Genomic DNA, 25868 nt, shown 5'->3' on the forward strand with positions numbered 1-25868 from the left:
CGTTGTTTGCAAGGCGGTGTTAACCCGATCCAACAGTGGTTCTTGTTTTGACTTCAGGCCGCCCGCGCGGCCCCTTCAGAGGCGAATCCCAGTACCGCGTCGATGTCGAGCAGGATCTTGACCCGGTCCCCGACCTTCCCCATCCCGAGGATGCATCCGCCTTGCACGGCGGCGCCGAGATCAGGCGGCGGTTCGATCTGGCTCTCGGTGATGTTCAGCACTTCGCGGACGCGATCGACGACCATTCCGCAAGACACCTTGCGGCCGTCCCTTCGGACCTCGAGCACGATGATGCAGGTCTGTTCCGTTCGCGGCACTTCGTTCATTCCGAACGCCGTCCGCAGATCCATCACCGAGATCACCTGGCCGCGAAGGTTCACCACGCCCTTGACGTGGGGTTCGGTCCGGGGGACCGGCGTGATGTCCAGGCACCCGACGATCTCGCGGACCTTGAGAATCTCGATCCCGTACTCTTCATCCCCCAGCGCAAAGGTCAGGTACTTTCCTGCCTGGGCCATTGAGGTCTGCGGTTTTGATATCGCTGTCATAGTCGTCTCTCTGTTTCGATCCCTTGAGCTGCCCGATGCCGACAAGAGCTACCCGTTGCCAATGTCCAGGAGTGACGGAACGTCCAGGATCAGGCTCACCTTGCCGTCCCCAAGAATCGCGCCCCCGGCGACGCCCTTCGACCGGCCGATCGTGTCGCCCAGCGACTTGATGACCACCTGCTGCCGGCCCACCAGGGCGTCGACCAGCAGACAGCAGCGGCGGACGTTGTCCTGCACGATGATCGCCAGGCATTCGGTCGGCTCCGTGAACGCAGGCTCAATGTTGAACAGGCGGTGGAGGCGGACGACCGGAAGCAGGCTCCCCCGGCACATGCAAAGCTCGCCGCGACCATGAACCGTTGAGACCTGCCCATGCGTCAGACGCAGGCTCTGCTCGACACCCAGCAGCGGGACGATGAACCGCTGATCGCCAACCCTGGCCACGAGTCCGTCAATCAGCGCGAGGGTGAGCGGCAGCCGAACCGTGAAGGTCGTGCCCTTGCCCTCGACGGATTCGATTTCGATACGGCCACGCAGCGATTCGATGTTGCGCTTGACCACGTCCATGCCCACACCGCGGCCCGATACATCGGTGACCTTCTCAGCCGTGCTTAGTCCGGCATGGAAGATCAGTCCGAAAATCTCCTGGTCACTGAGCTGCTCGTCGGCCCGGATGATTCCCCGCTCGACGGCCTTGGCGACGATCTTCGACTTGACCAGCCCCTTGCCGTCGTCGCGGATCTCGATCACCACGCTGCCGCCCTGGTGGTAGGCCCGCAGTTCCAGGTGGCCTTCCCGCGGCTTGCCGGCCTTTTCGCGAACGTCAGCCGGTTCGATCCCGTGATCGGCGGCATTGCGGATCATGTGCACGAGCGGGTCGCTGATCGCTTCGACAAGGTTGCGATCCAGCTCCGTCTCTCCGCCGACCGTCGTGAAGCTGATCTGCTTTTCGGACTTGCGTGTCAGGTCCCTGGCGAGCCGGGCCATCTTCTGGAACACGCCCTGGATCGGGACCATGCGCATCGACATCGCCAGGTCCTGAAGCTCTCGCGTCAGCTTGCCCAGGTGCGAGAGACCGCGCGTGGCACCGGACGTTCCCGAACCGTCACCGCCGCCATGGCCGATGGACTGCTCGAGCATCGATTGCGCGATGACGAGTTCGCCCACCGAGTCGATCAGGCGGTCCAGGCGGTCGGTGGACACTTTCACCGTCGCGTCATTGGAGCGGGCCTGCGGCGGCGCGGCGTCTGTTGCAGCGGCTGGACGGGGCGCGACAACCGCTTCCGTTTCCGCGACCTCTGCCACAACCGCCGGCAGCTTCTTCGGTTCTTCGACCGGCGCTTGCGGCACAGCCGGCGTCTTCTCCACCGTCGGCACAACGACGGGCTTCTCGACTACGGCTACGGGGGCCGGCTTTGCTGCCGGCGCCGGGCTCGGCGCGGCGTCCGTCTGGCGGCTGGCGGTATTGATGCGGTCGATCAGTTCCCCCAGCGCCGCGTCCTGCGGTTGCACGCCGTTACGCTCGACTGCCTTCGACAGCTCGGCGACCATCGACTTGAGCCGGTCGATCGATTCGAGCACCAGGTCGGCCGTCTTCCCAATGACGGCGATTTTGCCTTGCCGGGCCAGGTCGAGCAGGTTCTCGCACGAGTGGGCCAGCCGCGGAATCTGCTTGAGATTTACGAAGCCGGCAGTTCCCTTGATCGTGTGAACCGCCCGGAACAGCGTCTTGACCGGCTCGGGATCTTCCGGGCTTTCCTCCAAGGCCAGCAACGCGGCCTCGGCAGCGTCGATATGCGTGGTCGCTTCGTTGATGAACTCGCGGGCCAGGTCGGCCGTATCCGTCTGGACCGAAAAGTCGGGCTCGGGCCCGTCATACGGGGAGGCCTCTGCCGGGGGATGCTCCGCCGCTTGCGGCTTTACCGATTCAGACCCGCCGTCAACGGACTGCTGCAACTGCGTCAGGATTGCGCCGATCTCGTCCATCGCCGCCTGAGCGTTGGCCACTTCCTGCAGGATGATCGCTTCCAGAAGCGAGGCACCCCGTTCCGCGGCGCGTCCGAGTTCTTCGTGTGTCGCCGCCCCGGAATCACGGGCGACCTTCGCCGCCGCTCCAAAGGATTCATGGAGCTGCGCCAGTCCGTGCGGATCGTTCAGGTCCGCCGCAATAACACCGGCTGCAAGACCCTCGATGATTGGTAGTAGCTGATCTGCCATGATGCAATGCCGGGTTCTTGGTGCGCCGCGTACGCTGGTGCACCTCTTCGTTCGGCAACGGAGGCCCAAGGGAAAACCCACATGGCCACAAAAAGGGGCAAACCCGAATGCCGCCGCCCCTTTTTCGCCTGCCGGGGAAAACCCGACAGCACCCCGACCGAGATTGAATTGGAGATTGAGGCACACGCAGGTGCTGACGGGTTCGAAACCCGACTTCGACGCCGAGGATCACGAACGTGATGCGGCGTCGACGGGCTTTCGAAGGTTAGCGGACCTGTAGGAGTGCTTAGGAAAATGCAATTGACCCTGAAGTTGCTTCAGCTGGTCGCGGAGAATCTGAGGTCTGACGAGTTCAGCAGCCGGGCCAAGCGCACCGAGCCGCGCGTCGGGCTTCGTGCCAAGGCGAAGATCGTCCCCATGGTTGTGGACGACCGTGGTATCCCTCCCATGGAAATCTGGGTCAGGGATATCTCTTCCAGCGGGATCGGCTTTGTTGTCAACCGCGCGTTGCCGCAGGGCAGCTTCTTCCTGCTCAAGCTGCAGACGCCGGCGAGGGACGATCTGTCCATCCAATACAAGGTGACCTACACCAACGCCATCGGCGGCGGCAGCCACGTGGTCGGCGCATGCTTCGATCGCGTCGTCTGCGCGAATCCTACCTATGTGCAAGGACCGCTGAAGATGCTCGGACAACGCAAGGCGCCCAAGACCGCCGCTTAAGCCTGGGCGGTAAGTGCGGAGGTGTCGTTCAAAGGATTCGGGACAGCGGGGTCAATGTGTGTACCGAGGGCGCTGTCATAGCCAAGATTTGGGATCGGGTGCCATGGGCTGGCGTACTCGCCTGCCCGTGGCCGGCCTCGTCTGGTGTAGTCCCGCCACGTGCAGCGGAGTACCGCAGCCCATGACACCCTCCCGCACCTCAGCCGGCCAGGCTTATTTGACCACCCGGACCCGGTGGTTCTCAGAATCGCCGATGTAGACCGCACCGTCGGCGTCAACGAAAACCCCGTGGGGGCGAGCGAGCTTGCACTTCAGGCCGTCGCCGTCAGGACCATCGCCTTTCAGTCCGGTACCGCAGACGACGTCGATCACGCCCGACTTGGGGTCCACGACACGAATCGAATGGCTCTCGGTGTCGGCGAGATAAACTTTGCCGTCGGGACCGATGCTGACGCCCTTGGGACCCGCGAGCGTTGCCGCCTTGGCCGGTCCGCCGTTGCCGGTGAAGCCGCTCTTGCCGGTGCCGGCGACGTGATGAATCGTGCCGGATTTCATGTCGAGCTTGAAGAGCTGATTCCCTTCGCGCAGCGCGAGCCACAGGTTGCCGTCGGCGTCGAAATCGATCGCCCGCGGGCCGCGCAGCGACACTTCCGAGATCTTTCCGCCATCGACCGTGGGTTCCTTTTTCCCGGTGCCGGCGAAAGTCGTGACGATTCCGGTTTTGGCATCGACCATGCGCACCCGATGATTCAGGATGTCGCAGATATACAGATTACCGGCCTTGTCGAGCTGAATGCTGTGCGGCTGGCTGAAGGTCGCCTTGGTGGCGGCCTCGCCGTCGCCGCTGTACCCGGCCTTGCCGGTGCCGGCGACGGTGCTGATGTTGCCGGACTTCATGTCTACTTTGCGGACGGTGTGGTTGAGCCTTTCGACGATGTACAGATCGCCGGCGGTATCGAAGCGGACCTCGTAGGGTTCGTTGAGCTCGGCCTTGATGGCAGGTCCGCCGTCGCCGCTGTACCCCTTTTTGCCGCCGACGCCGGCGACTGTGGACGCCTTGCCGTCCTTGTCGATTCTCCGGACCACGTGGTTGTCGGTATCGCAGACGTACATCGCGCCGTCGGGCCCACGGACAAGACCGAACACGTTATTTAGCTGAGCCGCCGTCGCAGGGCCGCCGTCGCCGCTATAACCCTTTTGGCCGGTGCCGGCGTAGGTCGAGACGGGTCGACCCGGTGCGGCGTCAGCTTCCTTGGAGCAGCCGACCATCAGGAACAGCGTCGTGAGGCAGATCAATGCGCGGGGTGTTGCGGTCATGGCGAGTAATGTCGCGAGCGAAGTGACGTTCGTCAAAGGGGCTGCGCAAGCCGGCGTAGGGTCCGCTCCTCCGGTCCGACGAGGGGCGGCTCGACCGTCGTCCCTGTGCGACTTCGCTCGATCCTGATAACCTACCTGGGGGATAACCATTGGATGTCATTCCGCGAGCCGTATGCCACCCGTTTCCGCTCAACAAGGTCTGCTCGAACGCCCCGCCGCCCGTACCGGCGAACTGCTGGTTGAGGTCCACGACGGCGTCCGAGCCATCGCGCGACACAAGGTGCTGTCGCATGCCATCATCGGCCGGGCAGCCGATGCGCAGATTCACCTCGACCGTGGCACCGTCTCGCGACAGCACGCCGAGGTTCTTTGCGACCCCTTCGGCCGATGGTGGATTCGCGACCTCGGCAGCCGCAACGGCGTGGTTTTCAGCGGACGCAGGGTCAACGAGCGGGCCATCCGCACCGGCGATCAGTACCAGGTCGGTGATTTCGCACTGCGGTTCAAGCTGCCGGAAACGCCGGACGAAGACGGCACGCGCGAGAAATCGGATCACACCACGTTCGTGCCGGTCTCCGATCATGACGCCGCGATCGACATCAGCACCGCCCGAGACCTGGGCTCGCCGAAGATCGCCGCCGAGCACCTGTCGATGCTGCTGGAGACCGGCCGGCTGATGATGGAGACCGATGAATCGGACGCCCGTCTGACCCAGCTCCTGCAGCTGATGCTCCGGCCCGAATACAAGGGCACCTGCTCGATGGCCCTTCGGGTGCACCCCGGCCGGCTGGAAAGCCCGGTGGCGCTGGTGCCGGCCCAAACCCTGAGCGGACACGGCGGCAACCGGGTGCCGGTGTCGCGCAGCCTGCTCAAATCGGTCATGGAGCGCCGCGCCCCCGCGATGGCCGGCAGCGCCAACGGCATGCCCGTCCACGGCGATATGGTCGAGATGTCGATGATCTCATCGACCCGGCCGCTGTGTGCGATCGCCTGCCCCCTGCGGCAGCCCGGCGGTTCCGACGCCCCGCCCGATGGCGCGATGGATCTGCTCTATATCGTCTTCCCTCCCGAGTGCGCAACCGGCGAATGGCTCGCGATTGCTGCCCTTGCGACGGAACAGTTTCGCCTGTCGGAATCGGCCTGGGCGGCGCGACGGGACGCGCTCAGCCACGCCGCCGTCGAACGCGACCTGGAACAGGCCCGCCAGATTCAGATCCAGTTCCTGCCCCGCGGCCTGAGCGTGCCGGGGTTGGAAGTGGCGGTCGGGTTCCAGCCCTGCCGCTGGGTCGCCGGCGACTACACCGACGCGATGCTGCTCGGTGACGGCCGTATCTTCCTTGCTGTCGCCGACGTTTGCGGTAAGGGGCTCGCCGCGGCGCTGGTCGCCAGCAGCCTGCACACGCTGGTTCGCGCAATGCTCGACGACGGCGACAGCCTCGAGCGCGTGATGAACCGCCTGAACCGCCATCTGGTCCGCTATCTTCGCGACGGTCGTTTCGCGACGATGGCGTGCGCGATCGTCAATCCCGCGACCGGCGCGATTCAGTACGCCAACTGCGGTCATCCGCCGGTGTTTATCTTCGGCCCTGACGGCTCGGCCCGCGATCTGCCCACCGGCAGCAATCTGCCCCTGGGTGTCGATCCCGACGCGGTGCAGTTGCACGAAGACCAGCTCAACCCCGGTGAAATGCTCGCGATGTACACCGACGGCCTGAGCGAAGCCCGCACGACGACCGGCGAGATGCTCGGCATCGACGGCGTCCGTACTCAATTCTGCCACATCTACGCCGCCTGCCGCGGCCACACCGTCACCGAAGCCTGCAACCGCGTCATCACTTGGATGGACACCGTTTCCGGTGGCCGTCTCCAGGACGACGACCGCACGTACCTCCTGGCCCGGCGCAAGTGACCAGACGCCCGTCGGTGCCGCGGGTCGGCCGTACTCGGCAGACCCGTGCTTGTGCGCCGTCCGCCGTCCGCCGTCCAGCACGGGTCTCCGGAGTACCGGCGACCCGTGGCACCATCCCTTACCGCCCCTACCAGTAGTGTCCGGTGTCGCGCCCGCGCCACCCTTTGGTGACGGGCGGTGGATAACTTGAAGCGGTCAACAAATCGCGGCGGTTCTGCGACGACAAAGGGTTACGCTGCATCCGGAGCACGTCGAAACGGGCACCAGACATTTTTCCTGCACCATCCCACATTTTGTTGTCGATGCACTTGCCAGACACAAGGGGTGGTATGTAGGATGTCAAAGCACTGGACGGATCGTTGAGGATCGGTCAATGCGGGGTCAAGGTTCTTCCAAGCCATTTCCGTCGCTCCTGCGGCGGTCATTTGGCCGCGAATAGAGCCGGCCGAAAGGTCCCCGATCGGTCCGAATAGCAAGGCGCAGCAGCGCGAAGAAGAGGTGGCCATGTCTGTACTCTGTGACACGCAAATCCGCGAACTGATCGGCATCGAACCCTTCGAAGACAACGTCAAGCGGCCGGGCAAGATCAGCTTCGGCGTCAGCAGCTACGGGTACGACGTCCGCGTCGGCACGCTCTTCAAGATCTTCACCAACGTCTCCCCCACCGGCGGGCAGGCGATCGTCGACCCCAAGCGGTTTACCGAAGACCTCTTCGTCACCGTCGACACCGCCGACACCGGCAGCGACCACGTGATCATCCCGCCGAACAGCTTCGCGCTGTGCGAAACGGTCGAAGAGATTGCCGTCCCCCGGGACTGCCTGGCGATCTGCGTCGGCAAGAGCACGTACGCCCGCTGCGGCATCATCGTGAACGTCACCCCGCTCGAGCCCGAGTGGCGCGGCAAGGTGACGATCGAAATCAGCAACACGACTCCCCTGCCGGCGAAGATCTACGCCAACGAAGGCATCGCGCAGATGATCTTCCTGCAGGCCGAGCGCGTCTGTGCCCGCAGCTACGCCGACAAGGGCGGCAAGTACCAGGACCAGGCGGGACTGACGCTGCCGAAGGTGGATTGAGTTACTCCCTCTCCCCTGAGTACAGGGGCGAGGGGACCGAAACAACCAAATCGCGGCCACATCAGGGTGCCGAGCCGCGATCGCCTTGAACTTCCGGATCGTCACTTCGAAGACTGACGCGACATCCGACCCCGGTCTCCCTGACGGAAAAATCGAATAGCGGCTGGTGCGACCGAAGACCCTCGCACCCCACTCACGAAGGCACTGCCTGTCGTGAACAGAAATTGTACGTGCCTTGCGATACCTGTTCTGTTAAAGTTAGGTATCGCAACAGCGCGATGATGTTGACATGAACAATGGTGGGGCAGGCATTCTTGCCTGCCTAGTCAAGGCGAGTGCCGGGCATTCCTGCCCGGCCGAAGCTTGGCGACGCACGATGCGTTTCCGCTCACGTCGGCAGGAATGCCGACATCGCGGAAACGCGGCAGACAAGAATGTCTGCCCCACCACTTTGGAACCAACACGGAAGACCTTCACGCCAAGGACGGCATCGAGGCAAGGCTGCCTCGATTAACCCAAAAGGACTCCCCGGCGTCGCCCCACGCTCAGGCGGCACCGGAATTGCGAAAGGACAGCAGCATGAAGATCACTCGTCGATTCACCAAGGCCGGCCAGGACGTTTTCTCCACCGTCAATTACGACAAACGCACCAGCCGCATCGCCAACCCCGACGGCAAGGTCGTTTTCGAAATGAACGACGCCGAGATCCCTTCGCAGTGGAGCCAGCTCGCCACCGACATCATGGTGAGCAAGTACTTTCGCAAGGCGGGCGTGCCGCAGCTCGACGAGAACGGACAGCAGAAGCGTGACGAAGCCGGAAACCTGATTTTCGGACCGGAGAAATCCGCCAAGCAGGTCATCCACCGTCTGGCCGGCTGCTGGCGCATGTGGGGCGAGACCCACGGCTACTTCGACAGCACCGAAGACGCCCAGGCGTTCTACGACGAGCTGTCGTACATGCTGCTCAACCAGATGTGCGCCCCCAACAGCCCGCAGTGGTTCAACACCGGCCTGAACTACGCCTACAACATCACCGGCCCCGCCCAGGGCCACTTCTATTGCGACCCCAAGAGCGGCGAACTCACCCGCGGCGCCGACGCCTACACCCACCCGCAGCCCCACGCCTGCTTCATCCAGTCCGTCGCCGACGACCTGGTCAATGAAGGCGGCATCATGGACCTCTGGACCCGCGAAGCCCGCCTGTTCAAGTACGGCTCGGGCACCGGCTCCAACTTCTCCAAGGTGCGCGGCGAAAATGAACGCCTCTCCGGCGGCGGCAAGTCGTCCGGCCTGATGTCGTTCCTCAAGATCGGCGACCGCGCCGCCGGCGCGATCAAGTCCGGCGGCACCACCCGCCGTGCCGCCAAGATGGTCTGCCTCGACCTCGATCACCCCGACGTCGAAGACTTCGTCAACTGGAAGGTACGCGAAGAACTGAAGGTCGCCGCGCTCGCCGAGGGCATCAAGCACCTCTCGCCCGAACAGCAGGCGACTGCCAAGAAGCTCGGCCTGAAGCTCGACTACGACTTCAACGGCGAAGCCTACATGACCGTCAGCGGTCAGAACTCGAACAACTCGGTCCGCATCCCCAACAGCTTCTTCGAAGCCCTCGAAGCCGACGGCGACTGGAAGCTCTACCGCCGCACCGACGCCAAGCTGCACAAGACCATCAAGGCCCGCGATCTGTGGGAACAGATCTCCTACGCCGCGTGGCGCTGCGCCGACCCCGGCGTGCAGTACGACACGACCATCAACCAGTGGCACACCTGCCCGAACTCCGGCCGCATTAACGCGTCCAACCCCTGCGTCACCGGCGACACCCGCGTGCTGACGCCCGGCGGCATCTGGCGTCGCATCGACCAGATGATCCACCTGCCCGCCCGCGTCGTCACCAACCTCGACGGCCAGGAAATCCACGTCACCGAAGGCGCATTCCCCACCGGCACGAAGGACGTCTTCGAACTGGCGACCGCCGGTGGCTACAAGGTGAAGCTGACGGCCGACCACAAGATCTACACCCGCCGTCGCGGCTGGGTCGCGGCCCGCGACCTGACGCCGCAGGACGAGGTCAAGCTGCCGAACAAGCCCGCCGCCGTCCAAGAGATCGGCGAGCCGCAGGACGCCCGGTTCTTCCAGATGCTCGGGTTCTTCATGTCCGAGGCCAACGGCGACCTCACCCGCCTTCACCTCGACGCCGCCGTGCCCGATGTCGCGCTGCGTGACAGCTTCGCCCAGTACGTCGCCGAGACGTGGGGCGAAAAGCTCGACGCCTCCGACCGCATCTTCGTCGGCGACGTCGCCGAGAACGGCGTGGATTCATCGGCCGATCTCGCCGCCGGCGGCGGTACCGCCACGGCGACGCTGACCAACCGCCGCCTCGTCGGCCGGTTGCAGTCGTTCGTCCGCACCGACACCCCGGCCCGCCGCCTGAGCGACGAAGCCTTCACCGCCGGCCTGGCCGCGCAGAAGCACCTGCTCCGCGCCCTGTTCACCGCCGACGGCGAAATCGTCAACAACACCGTCGAACTGACCAGCGCCAGCCGCGAGTTCCTGGAAGACGTGCAGATGCTGCTGCTGGGCTTCGGCGTGCAGAGCGCGATCGCCTCCCATTCAGCATTGGATAATCGCGGAGTTCTGCCCGCATCGCGGGATCTCACCGGCCCTTCATCGGGCGACGCAGCCATCGGGAGCGGGAAGGCCGGCAACGGCGCCTCCGCCCCACAGCGCCACGGCCTGCGTATCGATGCGGGCAGTCTCCGCAATTTCGGGAAATACGTCGGCCTTCTGCCCGGCCGCAAGCTCCAGCAGCTCGCCGAAGCGATGCCCTTCGCGCTCAGCCGCGGCGGCGATGTCGGCAGCCAGTACGGTGCCAACGCCGGCAACTGGGACCGCGTCGCGACCGTCTCGCCGCTCGGCCGCCAGCAGGTGTTCGACCTCACCGAGCCCGTCACCAGCTCGTTCGTCGCCAACGGCATCACCGTGCACAACTGCTCGGAATACATGTTCCTGGATGACACGGCGTGCAACCTGGCGAGCCTTAACGTGCTCACCTTCTTCGACGCCGAGAGCAAGAGCTTCGACATCGACGCCTACCGCCACGGCATCCGCCTCTGGACGGTCGTCCTCGAGATCAGCGTGCTGATGGCCAGCTTCCCCAGCGAAGAAATCGCCACCCGCAGCTACAAGTTCCGCACGCTCGGCCTGGGCTACGCCAACCTGGGCGCCATGCTCATGCAGGCCGGCATCGGCTACGACAGCAGCAAGGGCCGCGGGATCTGTGCCGCCCTGACCAGCATCCTCACCGGCGAGAGCTACGCCACCAGCGCCGAGATGGCCAAAGAGCACGGCCCGTTCCCCGGCTACGCCGAGAACAAGGAGCCCATGCTGCGGGTCATCCGCAACCACCGCCGGGCCGCGTACAACGTCAACAGCGACAGCCAGGGTCGGGCGACCGCCGGCGGGTACGAGAACCTGCAGATCCAGCCGGTCGGCATCGATTCCAACCAGTTCGCCGAGACCGACCCCCTCGCGTCGTCCACCCTGCTCAAGGTCGCCCGCGAATGCTGGGACCGCGCCCTCGCCCAGGGCGAACAGCACGGCTACCGCAACGCCCAGACCACCGTCATCGCACCCACCGGCACCATCGGCCTGCTGATGGACTGCGATACCACCGGCGTCGAGCCCGACTTTGCACTGGTCAAGTTCAAGAAGCTCGCCGGCGGCGGGTACTTCAAGATCGCCAACCAGTCGCTCCAGCCGGCCCTCAAGAACCTCGGCTACTCGGCCGAGCAGGTGCACGCGATCATCCAGTACGTCATGGGCACGCTCAACCTGGAAGATTCGCCGCACATCAACGCCGACGCCCTGCTGTCGCTCGGCTTCACCCGCGACGAGCTGGCCAAGATCGAATCGGCCCTCCCCGCCACGTTCGAACTCAGCTTCGCGTTCAGCCCGTGGACGCTCGGCGCCGACGTCATGAAGCGGCTCGGCGTGTCCGAAGCCGAATGGCAGAAGCCCAACTTCAACCTCCTGCGGAAGCTCGGCTTCAGCAAGCGGCAGATCAACGAGGCCAACGACGTCATCTGCGGCCGCGGCACCGTCGAAGGCGCACCCCACCTGCGAGCCGAGCACCTGCCGGTGTTCGATTGCGCCAACAAGTGCGGCAAGACCGGCGAGCGGTTCATCCCCGCCGAAGGCCACATCCGCATGATGGCCGCCGCCCAGCCGTTCATCAGCGGCGCGATCAGCAAGACCATCAACCTGCCCAACGAAGCGACGATCGACGAGATCAAGCAGGCGTACAAGCTGAGCTGGGAACTGGGCCTCAAGGCCAACGCCCTCTACCGCGACGGCAGCAAGCTCTCCCAGCCGCTCAACAACAAGAGCGACGAGCAGATCGACGACGAAGAGAGCGAAGAGAACGTGCAGGCTGCGAAGGACGAGGTGGCAAAAGACGTCGCCCACGCCGCCAAGGTCGCGTCGGCCGATCCATCCTCCATCCTCAGTCCTCAATCGTCGATCCGTGCCGACAACATCTCCGCCGCGATCGAGCACACCCGCGTCATCGAGAAGATCGTCGAACGCATCGTCGAGCGTCCCCTGCGTCGCCGCCTGCCGGATACGCGCAACGCGCTCACGCACAAGTTCGACGTCGCCGGCCACGAAGGTTACATCACCTGCGGTCTGTACGAAGACGGCCAGCCCGGCGAAGTCTTCATCACCATGGCCAAGGAAGGCAGCACGATCGGCGGCCTGATGGACACCATCGCCACTCTGGTGAGCGTGAGCCTGCAGTACGGCGTGCCGGTGGAAAGCCTGGTCCGCAAGTTCGAGCACGTGCGGTTCGAGCCCAGCGGCATGACCCGCAACCAGGAGATCCCGTTCGCCAAGAGCCTGGTGGATTACATCTTCCGCTGGCTGGCGATGGAGTTCGTCCCCGGCTACCGCGCCCAGAACGCCCCCCGGCGTCCCGAGCGCACGCCCGTCGCCGGCACCACGCCCGCCCCGGTCGTGACGCCGGTGATCTCGATCGCCGAGCCCGCACCCGCGGCGCTCACGTCCGAGACGCCCGACGTAGGGGCACACGGCGGTGTGCCCGCCCCCGCGAAGAAATCCAACGGCCACCACAGCCGCCTGGAACCCGACACCGCCCGCCCGTTCGCCTACGGCGAAGAAAAGCCCACCCCCGCCCCCGAGCCCAGCACCGGCGTGAACCTCCGACTGGCCGTCGTCGCCGACCCGCTAAGCGCCCAGGGCAGCAACATGCAAGCCGACGCCCCGGCCTGCGATGTCTGCGGGAGCATCACGGTGAGAAGCGGGACTTGCTACAAGTGTCTGAATTGTGGGAACTCGATGGGATGCTCGTAAACTTCCGGTGAACAATCTGTTAGCCATCGGCCGGGCGCAAATCGCGCCCGGCCGACGTCGTTTTACAAAGACACGCAGACAGGATCTTTAGGCAAAGGGGTCATAAAAGATGGTAGATATAACGTTGCCTAGTCGCGATGGTACGATCGGAACCGAGAGGCTCAACAATGTTCAATCCGTCGTCATTGTCGGCGCAAATGGCGCTGGAAAGAGTCGTCTCGGCTATTGGATTGAGCATAATAATGAATGCCCGACGCATCGAGTGAGCGCCCAGCGTTCATTGGCCTTCAAAGATGAAGTTACGCCTGTGCCTTTCGATTCAGCTCAAAAGAATCTCTTTTACGGGGGTGGTGCTCTCTCAGTCTACGCCGTGAGTAATGACCGAAGCTTCCGTTGGGGTGGAAATTCAGACAAGGCGATGAGCCACCTGCTCGATGACTACAATCCTCTCTTATCACTACTTTTTGCTTATAATCACCGTCGCAACCACCTATATGTTCAGAGAACGCGTGTTGAAAGGTCCTTCATCGAACCTGAAGAGTCAAAGCTGGAAACAGTTGTTCGGATCTGGCAATCAGTAATGTCACACCGCGAATTGCTGGTGTTGGATGACAAGCTGAAGGCCCGCGCGCCGCACGGGTCTGAGTACGCGGCTAGCGACCTGAGCGACGGCGAGCGTGTCGCCTTCTATCTGATCGGGGAGGTGCTCATAGCACCCGACAACGCGATTGTGATCATCGATGAACCTGAAATCCACCTTCACCACGCAATACAAGCTCGACTTTGGGATGAGATTGAGGGCGCGCGCCCTGATTGCCTTCTCGTCTACATCACGCATGACTTAGATTTCGCGACCTCGCGGAAGATGGCTACGAAGATAATCGCCAGATCGTTTGATGGTACCGCGTGGAAGTGGGATCTTGTTCCGAATGCATCGCCACTTCCAGAATCTGTTCTTCTTGAAGTTCTTGGCAGCCGCCGAACCACGGTCTTTGTGGAGGGCGACGCTGACAGTATCGACCTGACGCTGCTCTCGCTTGTCTTTCCAGAGTACCTCATCATCCCGCGTGGTGGTTGCGAGAAGGTGATCGAAACAACAAAGGGCCTTCGAGAATCGTCAGGTCACCACAACCTTAAACCGTTTGGCCTCATCGATAGAGACTATCGCACAAACAAGGAACTGAGTTGCTTGACGAAACATGGCGTCTATGCGGCCGAAGTTTCCGAGATTGAGAATCTCCTCTGCGTGGATGAAGTCCTAGAATTGGTCGCGGCGCACCTGAGGTTAGACGTTGCCGCGACAGTCCAGCGAGTACATGAATTTGTACTTGGACAGCTAGAACGTGAAATCGAGCAGCAAGCCATCAACCGCACGCAGAAGGAATTGACATTCCGTTTGGCGGGATTTGGTGTAAAAGCGAGGTCGAAGACGGAATTGCAGAATCTAATGGCGGCGTTCACTTCTGCAATTGATGTCGATGAGATATACGCGGAAAATCAGAAACTCTTCCGTAAAGTCGTTGATACCGCGGATTTCCCTCAAGCCCTCAAACTTTACAATCGGAAGAGTCTCGCATCGCGCATCTCCGCAGTCTTCGACTTGAGGGACGGCGGTTACCCCGAGTTGGTAATCCGACTTCTCAAGGATCCGAGAGGGGGAAAGATGGCGGCTGCACTACGAAAGTATTTGCCGAGCTTCGCTTCGGCGGATGGCGTATCCGATGGCTGACCACGGATCGACTCCTCGACAAAGAAAAGGACCGGAAAAGGGGGCATCACTCGTTGTTTGTAGGGTGGGGTTCACCCCACCGCATCGCGATCGACAACCGGTTGTGTGGGTTCGCCGTCGGCGTCCGAACGCGTGTAACTGGGAAGAAGAAAGGGGACATCACGTGATGTCGTGATGTCCCCTCTCTCTTCTTGGGTACAGCCAAACTGCTGCCCCCTGCCGCGCCCGATGCTGGCGCGGCACGCTTGGCTACTTGCTGCCGGCGGCGGGAGACGGCGGCGCGACTTTTACGTCCGTCTTGTCGCCGGCCGCGCCGGGGGACAGCTTGAGGTTCAGCGCGTCAACCGCCATGCCGGAGACCTTCACGTTCGGGTCCTTGTCGGCGTCGTCAGCGGACGACGGGACCGGCACTGTCACGAGCTTCGACGCGTTCAACTCGTGGGCCGCCCCCCCACCAGCTGGCACAGTAGCACTAAACCGGACCGCTAGCGTGACGTCCGTTGCCTCGGCAAGGGGACGTGCGATCGGGACGGCTAGCACGCCGGCGCGGGCGGCAGGTGCCGGCGCGGTCCAGACGCCATCAGCGGCGCCCGCAACCTCGATCTTGAGGTCCTTCGCGTCCTTTGGCAAAGACAGCGTGTACGCGACCGCGACGAAGCCCTGCTTCGCGTCTTTCACCGACGGGTGGAACGCCCCGGCCAGCTCCGACACCTTTATCGCCGCGGGCGGCTTCGGTGCCTCCCAGGCGGGCAGGGTCGCCGTGTAAGTCCATTCGTTGGACCACTTCACCACGGTGCTGCTGGGCGACAGGTCGATTCCCTTGCCGCGGTCGCGCGGGCCGGGGGCGTACTCGCCCTTAAGTTGTACGATCACCTCGGTGACGGCCTCGGCGGACATCGTGGCCGCATCGCCCGTCCCGCTCTTACCCATGGCGTTCAGTGCGGCCTGGGTGACACGGATCTTCCCGTCCGCCGCCTTCTTGGGGACACGAACGATCGCGGTCATCAGCCTCGACGTCGGCTGTAGGTCCCGCTGGTTTCCCCGCACTCCGGTCAGACTCGGGCGGACCCGCACTCGCACCTCGTTCGCCTTCGGGTAGCTGACGATCAGGTTCGTGTTCATCCGCTGACCTTCGAGCCGCTCGGCCAATGCCTCGAGGCTCTTGACCTCGGCGGATCCGGCGACCGGGCCGTACCCGCCCGACAGCGCCAGCGCCAAGGCGAAGCTACGGAACGAGGCGTTCAGGTCCTCGATCACCTGCGCGGTCTCGGTTGGCATCACTGATACGACCTGAATACTGTCCTTGTCCTTCCCGAACGCGACGTGGGCGACCGCGTCGTAGTCGTTCTTGGCCGTGTACCACCCCGGCTCGGCCGTCAGCATGAACTGGACCCGATACGGCAGCCACCCTTCCTCGATAAAGTCCCCGCGGTTGGCGAACGCCTCGATATTTTGCATGTACGCCCGGTAGCTTTGCACGAGCGACGCCCGCACGTCCGGGGGCAATGTCGGCTTGGCCCCGCTGGCAGCCAGCAATGCCAGCAGCCTGTCCTCGGCACTACCGGGGCCCAGGGCGGCCGGAACGGCCGGGGCGGCCGGGGTCTTTTGCGCGACGGTCGACGTCGACGTCGTCGTGTTCTCCGTCACCTTCCCGCCGCTCGTGTTAAGCGTCTGGGTCTGAGTCTTGTCGATCGTCGGCCCGGCGACCGCCACTGACGCGGCGAAGCTCCGCTGGCTCAGTGCGATGGTAGCCGCCCCAATGTTTGGTTTGCTCAGTTCATCCCAAAGGGCGTCGACGTCCTTGAGCTTGCCGAAGTCGATGTTCGTCGAGTCGTCGCTCTCATCTACAATGGGGTGGAATATGGGCTGGGAGATCGTGACCATCCCGACGCGGTTCTGCTCGTCGTCGGACAAGGCCGTTCTCGGTCCACCCTGGTCGGCAGTTGGGTAGCAACCCGCCGCATGGCTGGCGGCTACAACGCACACGACGGCGCGCAGCAGGACCTTACGTGCGCTCGCACGGGCAAATCTACTCATGATGTTCCTCGGTTAGAAACAAGAGACTTGGAGCCACGCCCCAGCGTCGCTCCACCGAAGCCTCGACGCGAGACATGCGTCTCGCACAGCCGGAGACAATCGGTGACCAACGCATGATACACCGACCACAGCCGATGTCGCAATAATATTTTATCCAGATTGCCCTAACGGTTCATTCTGCAAATGCCATTGCGGATGCCTACCGGTCGTTTGTAGCTTCGGGTGTAAACTCTGAACCCCACCTACGGGACCGTGAACGCCGTCGCATTCTCCTTGCATCCACCGCCATCCCGCCGGAACATACGATTGCTCGCGTAGGTGCCGCGCCGTTGATGGCGGTTTCCGTTTCTATTCCCGAGGAACCGCAAGATGACCCCTGAGCGTCGCGCCCATTCGTCCAGCCGAGCATCATCGAACGTCCATCGCGCGGCCTTTCGGCCGGAGACCCTGGAACCGCGCCGACTGATGGCCGGTACGCCTGTGCCCAATACCGACGTGGACGACCAGATTTCCGAAGCCCCCGCGGTTTCGGTGGGTGTGGCGCGGTATGGCAGCATCAGCACCGCCGGGCTGTCCGGCGGGCTGGTCGCGGGGCGCGACGTGGACATGTACAAGATCAGCGTGGTCGCCGGTCAGCGGCTGCGGTTCGACATCGACCGCACCAGCACCAGCGCGCTGGATTCCTACCTGCGGCTGTTCAACGCCGCCGGCACGCAACTTGCCGCCAGCGACAACGCCGCCGCCCCCGGCGAAACCCTCGCGAAGGACGCCTACCTCGAATACACGTTCGCGACCGCCGGCACCTATTACTTCGGCGTGTCGGGCGCGGCGAACAAGGCCTACAGCGCCACCGCCGGCACCGGCGACGTCACCGGCAGCACCGGGGCGTACGGCTGCGTCGTCGTCGACAGCACCCCGCTGTACCTTCAGACCGGGACCGATCCCACGTTCCAGCAGGTGCTGGCCAGCGGCAATCTGCCGGTCGGGGAGGACTCGACCACCGGCGTGACCGGATCAAAGATCGACGTCACCAATCGCCTGGTGGAACTGACGACATCGGCCAAACGGCCGATCGCGCAGGCGATCCGCATCCACACCCTGGGGAACAGTTCCATCCTCCGCGCCAACTTCTCGAAGTGGTCGCGCTGGTATCAGGAAGACGGCAGCACGCAGGTGTTCCGGCTGTTCAAGGGGGAGACGAATGTCCGCAACACCCGCGAACTGGCGGCCCGCATCGAAGCGTTCAGCACCCTGCGCTGGCAGAAAGGCGCGTGGCACCAGTGGAGCGGCACCTACACGATCATCAAGCCGATCGGCACGTCGATCTTCCAGGTGAAGAACGATGTCAACGACTGGGCGGTCAGCCTCAACATGAGCGCCAACGGCGACATCGTCCTCAACCACCGCCGGGGGGTCGACAAGGTGATCGCGACCAACATGGTGGGCAAGCCGTTCCACGTCCGCATTCGGGACGACGGGCTGAACTACGAGGTTTACCTGAACGGCGTCAACGTCGGCACGGGCTCTTACGAGCGGCCGACCGGGTACACCTCGTTCCGGTGGGGTATGTACATGGGCGCCAGCGCCGTTACCCAGGACGCGATGGTGTTCGTGTCCGGGGCGACGGTGGATGCGTAAGGCGGGTGGATCGGCAAGAATCCCTGTTGGCTCAATAACCCGGCTCCCAAACCAACCCCAAGAATGAACCAGGCCCTCATCAGCCGCAGAGCATTCGCGTTTTACTCGATCGGCCTGCTGGCGTGGAACCGCCTGGCCGGGGTCTGTGCGGCAAGCGTCGTCCCCGGAACGATGCCGAAAGAGTGGCCGGCCAACGCCGCGAAACATCAGGTCGTCATCCGCCGGGATGCCAAGGGCAAGGAGCAGGCCGCCGCGATCGCCGCCGCCGAGGCGGCCCGGCCGTCTGCCGAGACGCTTCGCCAAGCTGCCGAAGCCGGCGACCGCAACGACGCGCCCGGCCTGGCCAATCCGAAAGAGGCCAAGGCCGACGACAAGGCATGGTGGTACAGGGAGCAGCTCGGCATCCGTATTCCCTGTGCGATCACCGGTGACGCCGTCACCTACTACTCGGAACTGGTGGAGAAGTACGGCAAGCAGGTTGTGAAGCGCTACACCGAGCCGAACAGTCGAGTCGAGTACCACGCGAGCGTTAAGTTTCACAAGCAGTTCAAGCTCGCGGACAAGACCTTCAATGAAGTCCATGTGGTCACGATGAAACTCACCTTCGATCAGAACTTCGCTGCGACCACGACCGAGGGGATGCACTTCGAGAAAGAGCGGTTGGTCGTCCTGGATGCCACCGGCCGAGTGCTCCACATCGCCGGCGACGGACCGACCGAGACAGCCATCCTCGCGATGTGAACAACAACGCCAGGCAGGTGGCATGCCCGATGAGTTGATCGAGGCGATCGCGCTCGCCCGTCAGCGGCACGGCCTGCACCGGTGGGCGTGGGTCGTCATGCCCGCCGGTGGCACGCCGCGTCCTCGCTGGGTACCTTCAGACGCCAGCGTCATTTCTCGTCCCGAAGGGGATCGGGTACGGCCGGCGTTTTTAAACGCCGTACTGGCGGGAGGCAGGTGAGCGATGACCCGCTACTGGGGCGCAAGGCGGATTTTCCTTGCTCACGCATGCCAGAACCGTACAATACACTAACATGTTATTCTGGTGAGGGCTCGTCGGCGGCGCGGTGTCGCTGGGGTTCGAAGCTGGAAGTGCGCTCGTTATGAGGACCGCTGGCCGCGTAACGCCGGCGACAGATTCCTGAGGGTGCGGCCGAGGGTTGCCTTGGGGCCGCGGTTTTTGCTGCGCGACGTGCGCGCGGCTGGGCCGTGCTGTCGGCCGCGCTTTGCGCACGGGTCTGCGGGGTACCGCCGACCCGTGGCACCGAGTGGTCTTGGGTTCGTTCGGCGTGGCCATCTCGGGTTCGTTCGGCAGTCCGGCACGACCCGGTGCCACGGCGTCGCCGGTACTCCGGAGACCCGTGCTGTCGGCGGCGTGTTACGCACGGGTCTGCGGAGTACCGCCGACCCGTGGCACCGAGTGGTCTCGGGTTCGTTCGGCGGAGGTGTGTTGGGTTCGTTCGGCAGACTGTGTTGGGTTCGTTCGGCGCGGGTACGAGGGGCGATCTTGGGTTCGTTTGGCACGGGCGTTTTGGGTTCGATTGGCGCGGGAGCCGGGTCATGGGTACACTTCACCACGCTCCAAGCGAGCTCAACGGGTATCGGGGCGTTCGAAGCACTCATTTCAGTGGAGGGATAACATGTCGAAGCACTACTGGATTTCCGTGATCAAAGGTGAACGTGGCGGAGAGGCTCATGTGATGCAGTTGCTTCCCGACCGACTGGTCTGGGCCAGCACGACCATCAAAGGGATGCAGAATGTGATCGACCGCCTGCGGGCCGGCGGGGATGCCGACTTTAAGAGGCCCGAGACGTTGATGCGGTCGGAGATCATGTCAGTGGAATATGAGGAAAACTGGACGGCAATCGCGGTGCGCGACAGGGCCGGGAAGAAGCACGCAGTGTTCGGCTGCGAAGACAAGTCCGCAACCGTCCCCACGGCGCAGGAACTGGCCGGGTTGCTCGGCTTTTCGACGACGCCGGTCTCACGTCCTCAATCGCCATCGGAGTACAGTTGGGGTCCGGGTGTTTTCGCGGCGATTGTCATCGCGATGACCTCGCTGCTTTTCTTCGCTGCCGGCGCTCCTGACAACGGCACCAAGCGGTATGGAAAAGCCGGTGCTTTGAAAGCAATCGGCGAGGCGCTGGGACAGGGCGGAATACTGGCCATTGGCCTGATTGTGCTTGCGGTGATCGTCGGGTGGTGGCTGTACTTGTACAAAAACCCGCCCAAGGTGTACTCGCTGGTACGACCAACGGGATCAACCGGAGTCGACAGGACCAGGTAGCCGGGCATTGTCTTCGCCTGTTTGCCGACGGCTGGCGCATCGGTCTGGTATCAGGCAAAGAACAGCCGCTGGGCGTTATCGCGGAGGATGGCTTTGCGGGCGGATAGGGGAAGGAAGTCGAGATCGTGCTCGACCATCGCGACGGCGTCGCCGTAGTTGTTGCCCTTCTGGAGCTGGTAAGGACAGTCGCTGCCCCAGAGGACCCGGTCTACGCCGAACGCTTCGGTGACGTGCCGCATCATCGGCACGAGGTCGTTGTACGGTGCCCTGGCGTCGCCGAACTTGTAGAAGCCTGAGGCCTTCACGTGGACCCTGCGGTGGCGGGAGAGTGACAGCAACGCCTGGAGCTCGTCGGGCCTATCGGCGCGGGCGTGGCCGAAGTGATCGATCGCGACCCTGGTGCCGGGGAAGTCGGCGAGCATCGGGTGCAGCGTGGGCAGATGTTCGACATTGACCAGCGGGCAGAGGATCAGATCCTCCTCGGTTGCCAGCGCCCAGAGCTTGCGCATCGCCGGGGCGTTCAACCAGTTGGAGGGGTCTTTCACGAAGGTTCGGTCGGCGTAGCGCGTCGGCGAGATGCGAAGGCCGCGAACGCCCTGCCGCTTGAGGTTGCGAAGATGGTCGGCCAGGTCGGTCCGACGTTCGTCGACGATCGCGACGACGGAGAACCGGCCGGGAAATCGTCTCGCGCAATTGATCAGGTATGAATTGTCATCCCCGTAGTACGGGGCGTGCTGAATGATGACGACACGGTCAACGCCATGGGGTGCCGCCGTAGCGAGCAGTTGCTCGGCGGTGAAGCTGGGGGGATCCATCTGGTCTCGCGTGATCCACCGGCCGAGGGGAAATCGGTCGGTGTCGGGCGTCCAGATGTGGCTGTGGGCGTCGATGTAGCCGGCGGAGGCGTCGGCGGCGGCATCGGCGACCGTCGCATCGGGCTTGCGGCCGGCGGTCGGCGCGCAGGCGGGCAACGACAGCGCGCCGAGGCCGGCCGCGGCACGGGAGAGAACTTCGCGTCGTGTTGGCAGGCGTGGCCGCACCGGTTCCTCCGCCGTTTAGGACAGGAACTGGCGGATCGGGCCGGTTTGGTCCGGGGTGAACTTGTTCAGGCCCAGGTCAAGGTCGCCGTAGTGTTTGATCGGGTTTCCGTAGGCATTGAGGATGGTGGTGAACCAGTTGCCGATCGTCTTGTGCCCCGCAGTGCCCCAGTACGGCAGGCGGATATAGCGACCGGCGATATCGAGCTTGGCGTTTCGGCCGGAGAGCACCAGGTACGGCCATTCAATGCCGGTGCTGTGATGGGTTTCGCCGTTGTCGGGGAAGTAGAAGAGCATGGTGTTGTCGAACAGGGTTCCCTTGCCGTCGGGGACGCTCTTGAGTCGCCGGACGATGGTATCGATCAACGCCATGTGGCGTTTGCAGATCGCTTCGCGGACTTCCTCGGCCTTGAGGGTGCCGACGCTTTTGCCGTGACCGACATCGTGCTGGTTGATCTTTTCAGCCTCAAGCCCCGGGACGCCGCTGTAGAGCGTACCGAGTTCATCGACGGTGAATGCGACGACATTGGTCATGCCGGAGATGAGCGCGGAAAGGAGGATTTCGGTATGTCCGATCTGGCAGTCGATCGTGGTGAGGTCGTCGGCGAGGAACTTCTTGTCGAGCTTGGGGAGGTTCCGGCCGATCACGTCGCCCATGGATTCGAGCTTGCTGTTGCGGCGGCGGATGTCTTCCATCGCGACGGCGTAGTTCTGCACCTTTGCCAGTTCAAGGCCGGTGAGTTCGCGGCCAAGCCCGCCCTGGTTGGCGGCGCTGAAGTCGAGGACCTTTCGTTCGAGCTGGTAACGGACGCGGTCGGCCTCGTTGCTCGACACCGCCTTGAACAGTTCGTTGATCGCGACCTTGGGCGAACCGAAGGCGTAGTTGGGCTGCTGGGGCCCGCGGGCGGAGAAGCCTTTCTCGATGCCGAAGATGTTGCCGCGGGCGTTGCCGCCGTCGATCGGGAAGCAGGCCAGCTCGATGTGCTCGAGCGGGGATGGAAACATCCTGGCGAGTTCGAAGTCGACCGTCGCCCACTTGATGGAGCTCAGGCGTTCGTTGGCGGCGTAGACGCCGAGGCTCGACTGCCATGTGTGGTGGCCGGTGGTGCACATCTTCCCCGACAACCCCTGGAGGATTGTCATGTGTTCCTTGTGAGCGTTGAGCGCACTCATCCAGGAAGGCAGCTCGTGCCGGGCGAGGTCTACGGTGAACGACTCTTTCCGGTTCTCCTTCGCGAGGTCCTCTTTGCTCAGGCTCGGCGGAACCATCACGCTGGGAAACAGCCCGTTCCCCTTGTGCATGAAGATGAACCGCATCGGCGGCTGGCCGATCGCCGGGGCGGCCATCGCCTGCGAGATAGACGCCGGCAGCATTGCGGCACCGGTCCCGGCGATGGTTGATTTGAGGAAGTCTCTTCGGGTCGTCATGTTCGTATCCTTCGTTGACCGGCGTTGGGCGTTCGGGCGAACCACAGCATGCATCGGATGGCTTACTTGCGATACATAAATGAGTCAGACGTCAGCAGCGAGACGATCACGGCGTTAAAGCTGCCGCCGCTTTCGACGTACGCCTTGTCGGCATCAATGAGCGTCTGCGAGTCGGACAGCATCTCGTTGCGACCCAAATAGAAGCGGAAGGCGTGGCGGATGATGGACTGACGAACGCGGGCTGATTTCGAGAGCCGGTCGATCATCTCGAGGGCGTCGGTCACCGGGCCGTCCAGCTTCGGATCGCCGGTGCCGCGGAGGTAGCCGCTGGTCTCTACCGCTTTGGTCTTGTAGGTATCGGCGCCGTACTTGTCTTTGGATTTGGCGACGAGGTTTTCCGGGTTCTCCAACGGTTCGGCTTTGCGATAGCGACCGAAATCGTCGTAGTACTCGAAGGGGTAACCCAATGGGTTCATGTGCTGGTGGCACTTCCAGCACGCGGTTTGTGCCTCGCCGGTCACGGATTCGACGCGCTGGCGAAAGGTCTTGTGTGGGTCTTCCGGTACCTTGGCATCCACGGTGATGGGTACATCAGGCACGCGGCCGGCGAGCAGCTTCTCCTGGATCCAGCGGCCACGCCGGATGGGGTCGGTGTGGAAGTTGGACGAGTGGGCGATCAGCCAGGCGGGATGGGTGAGAATGCCCTTGCGATTGGCGATCTGGAACGGCTGAACAACGGGGTAGTTCAGATCGTCGTCCTCGCCATACTGCCCGTTGACACCAGGCGTCGCCGGCAAGCTGTACGATTGCGAGTAACGGAACTGATTGCCGTGAGCCCAGGGGAAGGTGGTAAACGGCGTATTGCCCTTTCCGAGGGTGTACGACAGATGCTGCATCACCCGGGTGAGCGTATTGGAATGGGCACCGCGACCGGTCGGCGCGAAATCGACCCGGTTCTTCTTCAGCAGGTCCGCGTATTGGGCGGCGACCTTATCCGGGTTTTTACGCCAGTCGGTGTCTTTCAGGGTGTCGTAGAGTTCCTTCCAATCCGCGACGATCTTGAGCCCCTTCTCGTTATCGACATTGTGGTACATGAAGTACCGGTCGGTCGTGAGCAGGTTCTCGAAGACGTTGCGGTCCTGCTCCACGTGCAGGGCAACGATCCGGTCGGCCTCGCTGATCAGGCGGCCCGGCGTCGCACTGCTGCCGCGCCCCGGATTGTCGTAGTAGCCACCGCTGCGATTCTTGTCCTTGAAGACTTTGACGGCGTTGGGATACCCGAAGAACTCGCGGAAGAACCGCACGATCTTGGGGTGCGAGACAAAGTCAGAGTCGTTGATGCCGTAATCGATCCGTCCCTTGTAGTAGGTCTTGTCGGCCAGCAGGCGGAGGACTTCGCGCTTGTAGTCGTCTTTCGTACCCAGACGGCCTTCGGCGGCTGCCTTAACCAGGACGGCGTCGGGGCCGCGATCGCCGAGGGCATAGGAGATCGCGAAACCGGCCTCGCGGGGGGACAGCATCCGTCGGCCGGCCGCATCAGTCGGGCCGGCTCCGAACTCCATGCGGTACAGAAACTCCGACTCCAGCAGTACCGCCACGAGCATCTGGCGCAGGCCTTCGGTGTTGCCCGCGAGGTCAATCGCCGAACGGGTCAACGCCAGGTACTTCGCCACTTCCGTGTCGGTGGCCGGCCGCTGCAGCGTGCGGCTGAACTGAGTTTGAATCGCGGTGACCAGCGCGTCATCAGTGGGCTTGGCGGGATTCAGGATGATCGTTTCAAAGGCCGCCGGCGTAGAAGGGGCAAACCGATCGGCGCGGTTCTCGAAGAAGTCCGCCTTGAAATCCCCCTTCTTGACGCGGGCCGCGCGGATCTGCTTATGCGAGATCCACTGCGCGTTGTTCAGCATGACGAGCAGGTGCCCGCCATCGAGCGGCGTGATGGCGTAGTCGCGAATGCCCGAGCGGTCGGGAAGGATAAATGGGTTCGTTACACCATAGAACGACGCGCCGTTCAGGGAGTAGGTGTCGCGCTCTCGCCCGGTGAGGCCGAAGACGTCGATGACCCGTTCCTTGAAGATCATCGGACTGACGAGCCAGCGCCGGACGGGCGTATAGGGCTTCTCCTGGATCGAACCGCCGAATAGCCTGTCGTGATCGACGGCATTTCCGTAGTCGGGGTAACGAAGCTTGTCTTCGATCAGCGGCGCATTTGATCGGATTAACTCGCCCCGCACCCAATCGGCGAGCAGTTTGCGCTCCGCGGGACTCGGCTGCTTCTGGTCATCCGGCGGCATCTCGGCGAAGTGGATCTGCTCCTGAACCTTGTTCATCAGGTCCAGTCGGACTTTCGAATCCAGTGCAGAAAGCGTATCGAGCCGCACCTGGCCCTTGCTCTTACTCTGGCCGTGGCAGTCCACGCAGTAGGTGCGCAGCACTTCCTGTACCGGCTGAGGTACTGCCCCCTCAGCCGGTGTGGCGGCCTGGTCGGCGCCGCGGACGCTGCCCGAAAGCACCAGCGTCACGAGCAGGGTCAAGCACATTTGTCTGGCCATCGCT

Annotated in this window: 16 protein-coding genes; 9 read left to right on the forward strand and 7 right to left on the reverse strand. The window is 63.4% G+C overall.

Features of this window, described 5'->3' with window-relative positions; all coding sequences use genetic code 11:
* Positions 1-53 precede the first annotated feature (53 nt).
* Both IPV69_RS06710 and IPV69_RS06715 read right to left on the reverse strand, forming a co-directional pair.
* Complete coding sequence (locus IPV69_RS06710; protein ID WP_206294152.1) at positions 54-548, reverse strand: chemotaxis protein CheW; 495 nt, start codon at positions 546-548, stop codon at positions 54-56.
* Between the two features lie 48 nt (positions 549-596).
* Positions 597-2765, reverse strand: a complete 2169-nt coding sequence (locus IPV69_RS06715; protein ID WP_206294153.1) for a chemotaxis protein CheA — start codon at positions 2763-2765, stop codon at positions 597-599.
* A gap of 294 nt (positions 2766-3059) precedes the next feature.
* On the opposite strand from IPV69_RS06715, the gene IPV69_RS06720 reads away from it, so the two are divergent.
* A complete protein-coding gene (locus IPV69_RS06720; RefSeq protein ID WP_206294154.1) occupies positions 3060-3485 on the forward strand; it encodes a PilZ domain-containing protein in 426 nt (141 codons plus the stop codon).
* Positions 3486-3698: 213 nt separating this feature from the next.
* Here IPV69_RS06720 and IPV69_RS06725 read toward each other — a convergent pair whose 3' ends face one another.
* Entirely contained in the window at positions 3699-4802 is a 1104-nt protein-coding gene (locus tag IPV69_RS06725; RefSeq protein ID WP_206294155.1) for an NHL repeat-containing protein, read from the reverse strand.
* A 172-nt stretch (positions 4803-4974) separates the two neighbouring features.
* Here IPV69_RS06725 and IPV69_RS06730 point away from each other — a divergent pair, with 172 nt between their 5' ends.
* The 4 genes from IPV69_RS06730 (at position 4975) to IPV69_RS06745 (ending at position 14884) form a co-directional block, all read left to right on the forward strand.
* Positions 4975-6711 (forward strand): SpoIIE family protein phosphatase, encoded by a 1737-nt coding sequence (locus IPV69_RS06730; RefSeq protein ID WP_206294156.1) that lies wholly within the window; start codon positions 4975-4977, stop codon positions 6709-6711.
* A gap of 504 nt (positions 6712-7215) precedes the next feature.
* Positions 7216-7788 (forward strand): dCTP deaminase, encoded by a 573-nt coding sequence (dcd, locus tag IPV69_RS06735; protein WP_206294157.1) that lies wholly within the window; start codon positions 7216-7218, stop codon positions 7786-7788.
* Between the two features lie 579 nt (positions 7789-8367).
* Positions 8368-13155 carry a TSCPD domain-containing protein gene (locus IPV69_RS06740; RefSeq protein ID WP_206294158.1) on the forward strand — a complete coding sequence of 1596 codons (4788 nt, stop codon included), beginning with the start codon at positions 8368-8370 and terminating at the stop codon, positions 13153-13155.
* Between the two features lie 124 nt (positions 13156-13279).
* On the forward strand, positions 13280-14884 hold the full coding sequence (locus IPV69_RS06745) for a DUF4435 domain-containing protein (RefSeq protein WP_206294159.1): 1605 nt from the start codon (positions 13280-13282) through the stop codon (positions 14882-14884).
* 249 nt (positions 14885-15133) lie between these two features.
* Here the strand turns inward: IPV69_RS06745 and IPV69_RS06750 are convergent, their stop codons facing one another.
* Positions 15134-16921 (reverse strand): hypothetical protein, encoded by a 1788-nt coding sequence (locus tag IPV69_RS06750; protein WP_206294160.1) that lies wholly within the window; start codon positions 16919-16921, stop codon positions 15134-15136.
* Positions 16922-17290: 369 nt separating this feature from the next.
* Between IPV69_RS06750 and IPV69_RS06755 the strand changes: the two genes are divergently transcribed.
* The 4 genes from IPV69_RS06755 (at position 17291) to IPV69_RS06770 (ending at position 20847) form a co-directional block, all read left to right on the forward strand.
* Positions 17291-18559, forward strand: a complete 1269-nt coding sequence (locus IPV69_RS06755; RefSeq protein ID WP_206294161.1) for a PPC domain-containing protein — start codon at positions 17291-17293, stop codon at positions 18557-18559.
* Positions 18560-18622: 63 nt separating this feature from the next.
* Positions 18623-19300, forward strand: coding sequence for a hypothetical protein (locus IPV69_RS06760; protein WP_206294162.1), 678 nt, complete (start codon positions 18623-18625; stop codon positions 19298-19300).
* A 22-nt stretch (positions 19301-19322) separates the two neighbouring features.
* The gene (locus IPV69_RS06765; RefSeq protein WP_206294163.1) at positions 19323-19520 is read left to right on the forward strand and encodes a hypothetical protein; all 198 of its coding nucleotides are present in this window, start codon (positions 19323-19325) and stop codon (positions 19518-19520) included.
* Between the two features lie 679 nt (positions 19521-20199).
* Entirely contained in the window at positions 20200-20847 is a 648-nt protein-coding gene (locus IPV69_RS06770) for a hypothetical protein (protein ID WP_206294164.1), read from the forward strand.
* A 50-nt stretch (positions 20848-20897) separates the two neighbouring features.
* Here the strand turns inward: IPV69_RS06770 and IPV69_RS06775 are convergent, their stop codons facing one another.
* From IPV69_RS06775 to IPV69_RS06785, 3 genes are all read right to left on the reverse strand, one after another.
* The gene (locus IPV69_RS06775) at positions 20898-21887 is read right to left on the reverse strand and encodes an amidohydrolase family protein (protein ID WP_206294165.1); all 990 of its coding nucleotides are present in this window, start codon (positions 21885-21887) and stop codon (positions 20898-20900) included.
* A gap of 15 nt (positions 21888-21902) precedes the next feature.
* Positions 21903-23312, reverse strand: coding sequence for a DUF1552 domain-containing protein (locus tag IPV69_RS06780; protein WP_206295639.1), 1410 nt, complete (start codon positions 23310-23312; stop codon positions 21903-21905).
* 62 nt (positions 23313-23374) lie between these two features.
* On the reverse strand, positions 23375-25864 hold the full coding sequence (locus tag IPV69_RS06785) for a DUF1588 domain-containing protein (protein WP_206294166.1): 2490 nt from the start codon (positions 25862-25864) through the stop codon (positions 23375-23377).
* Between the last annotated feature and the right edge of the window lie 4 nt (positions 25865-25868).

The organism is Humisphaera borealis (genome assembly GCF_015169395.1).
Taxonomy (GTDB): domain Bacteria; phylum Planctomycetota; class Phycisphaerae; order Tepidisphaerales; family Tepidisphaeraceae; genus Humisphaera; species Humisphaera borealis.